The sequence below is a fragment of the Streptomyces sp. NPDC052107 genome, assembly GCF_040680215.1.
Taxonomy (GTDB): Bacteria; Actinomycetota; Actinomycetes; order Streptomycetales; family Streptomycetaceae; genus Streptomyces.
This window is the reverse complement of the sequence record NZ_JBFAWG010000177.1, coordinates 1-6,845: the sequence shown is the minus strand read 5'-3', so window position 1 is coordinate 6,845 and position 6,845 is coordinate 1. Positions and strand designations below refer to the sequence as shown.

Here is a 6,845-nt window from a genome sequence, read left to right as displayed (position 1 = left end):
ATCGCCCTCGTCATGCTCACCCTCGCCGGCGACCGCCCCACCCTCCCCGGCCGCCAACCCGCCACAGAATGACCCACACATACGGCAGGAGAGCCGAAAAAGGGTTGGGCGGGCTGATCATCGGTCTGGTAACTTGCAGTTGACCGTGAACCCGTGAACCTCCGAGGAGGTGAGACCCATGAACGCTGTATTCGTGTGGGTGCTCCCCCTCGTCGTCACGGTCGGGCGATTGACGTAGGTGTCGCCGGGAGCGCCTCGACCACAAGGCACTCCCGAAAGGCAACACGCCATGAGATCTTTCAAGTTCATCGCCGAGTCGTCCTCCAACGGCGTGATCGAACGCGACTTCACCGTGGGCGAGGTCTCCGGTGTCCTCTGGTCGCCCGCATCCGGCGCGGACCGTGCGCCCCTGGTGCTGATGGGCCACGGCGGCGGCAACCACAAGAAGCATCCGGCGATGGCCGGCCGTGCGGAGCTCCTGGTGACCGGCTGCGGCTTCCACGTCGCCTGCATCGACGCGCCCGGTCACGGCGACCGGCCGCGCACGGCACACGACGAGCAGGAGATCGCCGAGCTGTTCCGGGCCCGGGCGGCGGGCGAGCCGGAAGGCCCGATCGTCGTCCGCTACAACGCCCACCTGGCGGAGCTCGCCGTGCCCGAGTGGCAGGCGACCCTGGACGCCCTCACCGAGCTTCCGGAAATCGGCGCCGACGGGCCGGTCGGCTACTTCGGCGTCAACATGGGCACCGCGATCGGCGTGCCGCTGGTGGCGGCCGACCCCCGGATCACGGCCGCGGTCTTCGGTCAGCACTGGCCCGACGTTCTGGCGGAGAAGGCGCGGCAGATCACCATCCCGATCGAGTACGACATGCAGTGGGACGACGAGCACATCCCGCGCGAGGCCGGTCTGGCGCTGTTCGATGCCTTCGCCTCGAAGGAGAAGACGCTGCACGCCAACGCGGGCAGGCACAAGGAGCTCCCCCGGTTCGAGGCCGCCAGCGCGGTCCGGTTCTTCGCCCGGCATCTCGGCCGAGCGGCCACCGTGCCGGCCTGACCTGAGCGGTAGCGGCGCCCGGCCTGCCGGTCGGGCGCGGCTACCGCGACCCCAGTTCGAGGCTGCGCGTCCGTCCCGGGAGCCCCGAGCCGTCAGGCCGGGCGGGTGAGTGCGTCTCCCTGAGGTCCGGGACCGCCGCCGGGACGCCTAGGCCGTGAATCCGAACGACCGGTGCGACGACTCACCTGACCGTATGGACACGCCTAGGGCGGCGCGGACCGGGCCCGGATGCCGGGGCGGAACTTCGGGACGCGGAGGGTGATCTTCGTACCCGCTCCGACACCGGTCTCGATGACGAGGCCGTGGTCGTCGCCGTAGACCTGGCGCAGCCGGCGGTCGACGTTGTTCAGGCCGATGCCGGTGGCGGGTCCGGCCGTGCCGCGCAGGATCGCGCGCAGACGTTCCGGTTCCATGCCGATGCCGTCGTCCTCGATGACGACCCGTGCCTCGGTGCCCTCGTCCTCCGCGATGATCGTGACGCTGATGCGCTCCCCGGACCCCTCCAGGCCGTGCTTGAGGGCGTTCTCGACGAGGGGCTGCAGACACAGGAAGGGCAGCGTCACGGGCAGTACCTCGGGGGCGATGCGCAGGGTGACCTTCAGGCGGCGGCCGAACCGGGCACGGGCGAGTTCCAGGTACTGCTCGATGGAGCGCAACTCCTCGGCGAGGGTGGTGAAGTCGCCGCCGCGGCGGAAGGAGTAGCGGGTGAAGTCGGCGAATTCCTGGAGGAGTTCGCGGGCGCGCTCGGGGTCGGTGCGGACGAAGGAGGCGATGCTCGCGAGGGAGTTGTAGATGAAGTGCGGGGAGATCTGGGCGCGCAGCGCCCGGACCTCCGCCTCGTGGGCGCTGGTGCGGGCCCGGTCGAGCCCGGCGAGCTCGAGTTCCAGGGAGAGCCGGCGGGCCGCTTCCTCGCCGGCCCGGACGAGAGCGGTGGATTCGTCGGTGGCCAACACGACGAGGGCACCGGGGGCACTGCCGTCGGCGGGGAGCGGCACCAGGGCGCCCCAGCGGAGGGGGCAGCCGGTGTCGTCGCAGGACAGCGGGATGGTCCGGGCGCGGGGTGGGTGGGCGAGCTGTGCCGTCACCTCCGCGCGGTGGTGTTCGCCGGCGCCGTCCCAGGCGAGCACGGCGGTGTCGTCGCTGAGGGCGAGGGCGGGGGTGCCGAGCAGGGGGCGCAGCCTGCGGACCGTCTTGCGGGCGGTGTCCGGGGTGAGCCCGGCGCGCAGGGGTGCCGCGGCGAGCGCGGCCGTGTGCAGGCCATGGGCCAGGGCGCGCGCCCCCTCGTGGTGGGCCGAGTGCTCCTGCTGCCGGCGCGCCGCCCCGTGCCCGAGTGCAGCACCGAGCACGAACAGCGCGAGCCCCGCGAGAACGAGCGCCGCGGTACTGAGGACGGTCATGGGCGACGCGCGTTCGGGCCGGCGGGGTGGGTGGTGGAGTGCCGGGGCGCGCCGCCGACCGTCGCGTGCCTGGTCGGCCCGGAGGCTCCTCGGTGCCGGCGAGCATCGGGGGCTTGGCGGTGCCGGCGAGCAGCACGGTCTTGCCGGTGGCGGCGAACGGCGGGGCCTTGCCGGTGCCACCCAGCGTCGGGGCCTTGCAGATGGCACCCAGCGCCGGCACCTAGCCGATGCCGCCCAGCGTCAGGATCCCGCCCACGACATCCAGCGTCGGGACCCAGCCGGTACCGCCCCGGGCCGGGACCTAGCCGATGCCGCCCAGCGTCAGGGTCTTGCCCGTGCCATCGAGCCGCCCGCTCTCGCCGGTGCTGCGGAGCACCGCGGTCCTGTCGTCCCGGTCGCCTCTCGTGCTCTCCTCCGTCCCGTCGGCCGGCACGTGCATCGGCACCGCCGTCGGGGCGGCCGGCGGGCGTCGGGGGTCGTCTGGCTGTGTCGCTGGTCTGCACAACGGCTCCTCGGTCAGGTCGTCGCCGGTCCGGGGCGGGTGGGGGCCGGGGGTTCGGGGAGGTGGAGGCGGGCCATGGTGGCGACGGTGCCGGGTGGGACGCGGCTGCGGGTGGCCAGGGAGATGAGGACCATCGCGGCGAAGCCCACGGGGACGGACCACACCGCGGGCCAGGCCAGCAGCGTGTGCACCCACCCGGAGCGAGCGCCGCCGACGATGGTGGCCGTCACCGCGGTGAGCGCCGAGCCGCCACCGAGGACGAGCCCGGCGATCGCGCCCGGCGGGGTCAGGCCGCGCCACCAGATGCCGAGGACGAGCAACGGGCAGAAGGAGGACGCGGAGACGGCGAAGGCGAGTCCGACCGCGTCGGCCACGGGCAGATCGCTGACCACGGCAGCGGCGGCGGTCGGCACCGCGATCGCGGGCAGCGTGGCGAGCCGGAAGTGGCGGACGCCGAGCGTGGGCAGGACGTCCTGGGCGAGGACGCCCGCGACGGACATGGTGAGCCCGGACGCCGTGGAGAGGAACGCCGCGCAGGCGCCGCCTGCGACCAGCGCCCCGAGCAGGTCCCCGCCGACCCCGCCGAGCAGCCGCTGCGGCAGGACCAGGACCGCCGCGTCGGTGTCGCCGGTCAGGAGCAGGTCCGGGGCGTACAGGCGGCCGAGCATGCCGTACAGGGGGATGAGGAGATAGAACGCGCCGAGCAGGGCGAGCACGCTCACGGTGGTGCGGCGGGCGGCGCGGCCGTCGGGGTTGGTGTAGAAGCGGACGACGACGTGCGGCAGGCCCATGGTGCCGAGGAACGTGGCGAGGATCAGCCCGTAGGTGGCGTACAGGCTGTGCTGTTCGCGCTCTGAGGACAGTGGTTCGGCCCAGCTGGAGGGCGCGGCGCGGTCGGCCGTCCGGTCCGGCAGGGGGACGCGGGCGCCGGCCGGGAAGCGCAGGGCGGTCTCCGCGCCGATCCGGTGCCGGCCCTCGCCGAGCCGCACCGAAACCCCGTGCACCGCTCGGCCGTCGACGGTGCCGGACGCCGTGACCCGGACCGGCTCGCGCACGGTGAAGGTGAGTGGCCGGTCGACGCGCACCTCGGTGGAGCGGTGGAAGACCGGCCGGTCGTCCCAGGCGGGCGCCGGGGCGCTGTCGCCGCGCCAGGAGAGCAGCAGGAACACCACGGGCACCAGCAGAGCCGTGAGTTTCAGCCAGTACTGGAACGCCTGGACGAAGGTGATGCTGCGCATCCCGCCGGCGGCGACGGCCGCGGTCACCACGGCGGCGACGACCAGACCGCCGAGCCAGCCGGGTGCGCCGGTGAGCAGCCGCAGGGTGAGGCCGGCGCCGCGCAGCTGGGGCAGCAGATACAGCCAGCCGATGCCGACGACCAGCACACCGGCGACCCGCCGCACCGCCCGGGACTCCAGACGGGCCTCGGCGAAGTCGGGCAGGGTGTAGGCGCCGGAGCGGCGCAGCGGGGCGGCGACGAAGGCCAGCAGGACCAGGAAGCCGGCGGTGTAGCCGATGGGGAACCACAGCATGTCGACGCCCTGGGCGAGGACGAGTCCGGCGACGCCGAGGAAGGAGGCGGCGGACAGGTACTCGCCGCTGACCGCGCAGGCGTTGAGCCGGGGGGCGACGGTGCGGGAGGCGACGTAGAAGTCGGAGGTGGTGCGGGAGATGCGCAGTCCGAGCGCGCCGACGAGGACCGTGGCGAGGATCGCGGCGGTCACGCCCACGATGCCGTACGTCTGGTTCACCGGTCGGCCCCGGCGGGAAGTCGGCGCATGGTCAGGGGCGTTCCGCGGGAGCGTCGGCGGCCGGGCCGGACTCGTTGCGCTCGGCGCGGCGGACGTACCAGGCGCCGATGGCCAGCAGGGCGGGGTACGGCGCCACGCCGAGGAGGAGCCAGACGGCGAGGGGGACGCGGGGTGCGGCGTCGGCGAACGGCAGGACGCGCAGGAGCACGGGGAGCAGGCCGAGCAGGACGGCGAGGAGGGCCGTGGCGATGAGAGCGGCCTTGAGCTGACGTCGTATCAACGGCTCCGGGAACACCTCGGATCCGGGGTGCGGCACGGGTGCCGTGCGGGGTGCGGTCGTAGTGCCGGAGGGGCGTGGCCGTCCGGTGACCACCTCTCTGCGAGGGACGGATTCCGCACCCATGACGCACTCCCGAAGCAGCGGTGATCACCTTGTGCTGCGGCGAGTGTACGCAGCGCGCCCCGGACGAGACAGCGGGTGGACGACAATCGCCACAGGTCCGTCACCCGGCAATGGCTTGCGTCGCTCAACCGGCCCTGCCCGCAGCGTGTTTGGCCAGCAGGTCCCGTAGTTCCCGGGCGTTGCGGCGGCTTACGGCGAGGACGCGGTCGCCGATCCGTACGGTCACGTTGCCGCCGTCCAGGCGGAGTTCCTCGATGCGGCCGAGTGCGACGAGCCGGCTACGGTGGATGCGCACGAACCCGCGTGTGCGCCACTGTTCCTCCAGGGTGGACAGCGCGACGCGCACCAGGTGGCTGCCGTGCGGGGTGTGCAGTCGCGCGTAGTCGCCCTGGGCCTCGACATAGGTGATGTCGGCGATGGGCACGAACCGGGTCACTCCGCCCAGTTCGACGGGGACCTGGTCGCCGAAGGCGGGCGTCTGCCCGGGCGCGGTCGTGGCGGGGGCGGCGCCCGGCCGGGGGCCCTGCCCGGCCCGGACGAGTTCGGCGACCCGGCGTACGGCCTCGGCGAAGCGCTCCTCGCGGAGGGGCTTGAGCAGGTAGTCGACGGCCTTGAGGTCGAAGGCGCGGACCGCGAAGTCGTCGTGGGCGGTGACGAAGACGATCAGCGGTGGCGCCGCGAACGCGCCCAGCAGGCGGGCGAGTTCGAGACCGTCGAGTCCCGGCATGTTGATGTCGAGGAAGACGACGTCGACGGCCTCCTCGCCGTGCGGGCCGTCCGCCATGGCCCGGCCGAGCCGGCGCAGTGCCTCGGTGGGTCCCGCCGCGGGTACCACGGTGCCGACCCGGGGATCGCGCTTCAGGAGGTACAGCAGCTCCTCGAGCGCGGGCTCCTCGTCGTCCACCGCCAGCACACGCAAGGGAGCGTCGGTGGCGCTCATCTCCGCTGCCTCCTTCCCGTTTCAACCACTTACCCGGTGCATGGTGGCCTTCCCGGCCGTCCGCGTCGATACGCGGGCGCGGTGGTGTACGACGGCCGGGGCCGGGCGAGGATCCCGAAGTCCGTGGAAACGAGCAGGCTGAGGAGGCGCGGTGGAACACGTGCGGTGCGAGCAGTGGGACGCTCATTACGCAGGCGGCGGCCGGTTCCGTGAGCTGGGCCCGGCCGAGCGGCGGCTGCTGGCGGAGCACGTCCCGGCGCCGGCCGGCGGCCTCGCTCTGGACATCGGCTGCGGACTCGGCGAACTCGCCCGCCATCTGGCCGGATCCGGCTACCGGGTGGACGCCGTCGACTGGTCCGAGGCCGCGCTCACGGAGGCCCGGCGCTCCGACGCGGCCGGCGTGACGTACCGCCGCCTGGACATCGAGCGGGACGGCCTCGACGAACTTCCGTACGGTGCCTATGACTTGATCACCATCCGCCTCGTCTGGGCCTTCGTCCGCGACCGCACCCGGGTGCTGAACCGGCTGCGTGAGCGGCTGCGCCCGGGCGGGGCGCTGTGTGTGATCACACCGGTCGCGGACGCGGTGCCGGACGACCGGCGCGGCATCGCCCTGGGCGAACGGGAGATCGGCCTCCTCCGCGCCGGCTGGACGTCCGCCGACCGCTACGACGCCGACGGCCTGGCGCTGCTCATCCTGCGCGACCGTTCCTAATCAGTGAGCAGTAGTGAGTCTTGGACCCATACCTGGTCACTGCGGGCATCCCGAACGGTTTTGGATGTCCTGGTCGCCCGCTT

7 protein-coding genes are annotated in these 6,845 nt (G+C 73.3%); 2 read left to right on the top strand and 5 right to left on the bottom strand.

The annotated features are described in order from the left end of the window. Positions 1–289: 289 nt before the first annotated feature. Entirely contained in the window at positions 290–1,054 is a 765-nt protein-coding gene (locus AB0M27_RS45975; protein WP_365732078.1) for an alpha/beta hydrolase, read from the top strand. A 203-nt stretch (positions 1,055–1,257) separates the two neighbouring features. On the opposite strand, the gene AB0M27_RS45970 is transcribed toward AB0M27_RS45975, so the two are convergent. The 5 genes from AB0M27_RS45970 to AB0M27_RS45950 all read right to left on the bottom strand — a co-directional run bounded on the left by AB0M27_RS45970 (position 1,258) and on the right by AB0M27_RS45950 (position 6,047). After that, positions 1,258–2,451 (bottom strand): histidine kinase, encoded by a 1,194-nt coding sequence (locus AB0M27_RS45970; RefSeq protein WP_365732076.1) that lies wholly within the window; start codon positions 2,449–2,451, stop codon positions 1,258–1,260. Positions 2,452–2,752: 301 nt separating this feature from the next. Continuing rightward, positions 2,753–2,890: a hypothetical protein gene (locus AB0M27_RS45965; RefSeq protein ID WP_365732074.1), complete on the bottom strand. Its 138-nt coding sequence runs from the start codon at positions 2,888–2,890 to the stop codon at positions 2,753–2,755. Between the two features lie 77 nt (positions 2,891–2,967). Next, on the bottom strand, positions 2,968–4,704 hold the full coding sequence (locus tag AB0M27_RS45960; RefSeq protein WP_365732072.1) for a cation acetate symporter: 1,737 nt from the start codon (positions 4,702–4,704) through the stop codon (positions 2,968–2,970). A gap of 31 nt (positions 4,705–4,735) precedes the next feature. Beyond that, positions 4,736–5,107 (bottom strand): hypothetical protein, encoded by a 372-nt coding sequence (locus AB0M27_RS45955; protein WP_365732070.1) that lies wholly within the window; start codon positions 5,105–5,107, stop codon positions 4,736–4,738. Between the two features lie 124 nt (positions 5,108–5,231). Next, positions 5,232–6,047, bottom strand: a complete 816-nt coding sequence (locus tag AB0M27_RS45950; RefSeq protein WP_365732067.1) for a LytTR family DNA-binding domain-containing protein — start codon at positions 6,045–6,047, stop codon at positions 5,232–5,234. 151 nt (positions 6,048–6,198) lie between these two features. On the opposite strand from AB0M27_RS45950, the gene AB0M27_RS45945 reads away from it, so the two are divergent. Then, positions 6,199–6,762 carry a class I SAM-dependent methyltransferase gene (locus AB0M27_RS45945; protein ID WP_365732065.1) on the top strand — a complete coding sequence of 188 codons (564 nt, stop codon included), beginning with the start codon at positions 6,199–6,201 and terminating at the stop codon, positions 6,760–6,762. The last annotated feature ends 83 nt before the right edge of the window (positions 6,763–6,845 follow it).

Coding starts and splice junctions, on each gene's coding strand:
- AB0M27_RS45970 (WP_365732076.1), bottom strand. CDS start 2,451: ATGACCGTCCTCAGTACCGCGGCGCTCGTTCTCGCGGGGCTCGCGCTG.
- AB0M27_RS45950 (WP_365732067.1), bottom strand. CDS start 6,047: ATGAGCGCCACCGACGCTCCCTTGCGTGTGCTGGCGGTGGACGACGAG.
- AB0M27_RS45965 (WP_365732074.1), bottom strand. CDS start 2,890: ATGCACGTGCCGGCCGACGGGACGGAGGAGAGCACGAGAGGCGACCGG.
- AB0M27_RS45975 (WP_365732078.1), top strand. CDS start 290: ATGAGATCTTTCAAGTTCATCGCCGAGTCGTCCTCCAACGGCGTGATC.
- AB0M27_RS45955 (WP_365732070.1), bottom strand. CDS start 5,107: ATGGGTGCGGAATCCGTCCCTCGCAGAGAGGTGGTCACCGGACGGCCA.